This window comes from Vibrio sp. 05-20-BW147 (assembly GCF_013369385.1).
Classification (GTDB): Bacteria; Pseudomonadota; Gammaproteobacteria; order Enterobacterales; family Vibrionaceae; genus Vibrio; species Vibrio floridensis.
The window spans coordinates 1-698 of record NZ_SZTO01000085.1; the positions used below are offsets into that span (position 1 = coordinate 1).

At 47.0% G+C, this 698-nt stretch carries 1 protein-coding gene and 1 tRNA gene; one reads left to right on the plus strand and one right to left on the minus strand.

All coding sequences use genetic code 11. The features are described from left to right. The first annotated feature begins 87 nt into the window (after nucleotides 1-87). Nucleotides 88-164 (plus strand) — tRNA-Asp (locus FC652_RS20120). Nucleotides 165-282: 118 nt separating this feature from the next. Here the strand turns inward: FC652_RS20120 and FC652_RS20905 are convergent. After that, nucleotides 283-501 carry a transposase gene (locus FC652_RS20905; RefSeq protein WP_176299906.1) on the minus strand — a complete coding sequence of 73 codons (219 nt, stop codon included), beginning with the start codon at nucleotides 499-501 and terminating at the stop codon, nucleotides 283-285. Nucleotides 502-698 lie beyond the last annotated feature (197 nt).

Consider the following 698-nt stretch of genomic DNA (forward strand, 5'->3'; position numbering starts at 1 on the left):
ATAGCGTCGATGGTAGTGTGGGGTTTCCCCATGTGAGAGTAGAACATCGCCAGGCTTTTAATTTAGACTTAAATGTCTAACCAGTGCGGAGCGGTAGTTCAGTTGGTTAGAATACCGGCCTGTCACGCCGGGGGTCGCGGGTTCGAGTCCCGTCCGCTCCGCCACTTATTTAGAAACCCAGTCTTCGGACTGGGTTTTGTCATTTTCAGCATGATGAATTTTTCTTTCAAGGGAATGCATCTTGCCCATGTCATACCAATCTGGAAAATTAACTGGTCAGGTCTATCCATATTCTCGAGCACATCTGCCTGACTCTGGCCGAACATTCCAAAAAACTATTCCAACCCTACATACTTTGGAGACAATGCCTTCGTGATCCGCAAAAGATGGATTGGCGAGATAGTATTGTCTCAACCAACTCCACACTTGTTCTATTGGGTTTAGCTCTGGTGAATAGGGTGGGAGCTTGATGATACTGACATTATCAAATGGCTCAGCAATGTCATTGGCATACCAACCCGTGCCATCCCATAATGACCACTGCGTGACGACCTTTTTCGGTCACCACGGAGAGCTGCTTCAGATGCTCAACCATAAGGTTCTTGTGAACTCAAGGAACGACCATTGCATCACCAATACCTCTAGTGGGGCATACTGAGCCAAACAAATACGCATATTCAAACTGCTGCTGTTTGACC